This window comes from Bradyrhizobium sp. 14AA (genome assembly GCF_054185205.1).
This window is the reverse complement of sequence record NZ_JAVAYM010000106.1, coordinates 1-507: the sequence shown is the minus strand read 5'-3', so window position 1 is coordinate 507 and position 507 is coordinate 1. Positions and strand designations below refer to the sequence as shown.

Here is a 507-nt window from a genome sequence, read left to right as displayed (position 1 = left end):
AATTAAATTAACCAGTTCTATAAACTCTTCTTTAATAACTACCTTGCCACGTAGAGCCGTATACTTAGTTGACATACCCTCAACTCCTTCTACAAAATGTTTATTGTGATCGAGGTTGCTCCTGTAAGGATTGCGCTTCCATATACTGCAATAGCTACTTCATCAGTTTTCTTCCAAAACAAATATATCCCTGTAAAAATACAAAACGATATGAAACTAACTACACATAGAACCGCAAATAGTCCTTGAATCCACATTAATATGTCTTCCCTTTCTTTAAGAAAATTACTTTTCTCGATTTAATAGACTCTATAATTCTTTTTTCTTTTTTGTTTCGAACCAAAAAACGCTGTAGAAATCTACTTTAAACTGCTCTTTACACCCCACACAATTCATTTTAAATTCTCCTCCTAGATCACCAACCTCTAAATAATCATGATAATCAGAATGGACATGTTCACAATATGGACACTCTATATATTCTGCTTTGTGCATTTTCTTATTCCT

At 32.7% G+C, this 507-nt stretch carries 1 protein-coding gene; it reads right to left on the bottom strand.

Going from position 1 to position 507, the window contains the following annotated elements; translation table 11 throughout:
• Window positions 1–309: 309 nt before the first annotated feature.
• A partial coding sequence (locus RAD15_RS43530; protein ID WP_458184817.1) for a hypothetical protein occupies window positions 310–507 on the bottom strand: 198 nt, incomplete at its 5' end.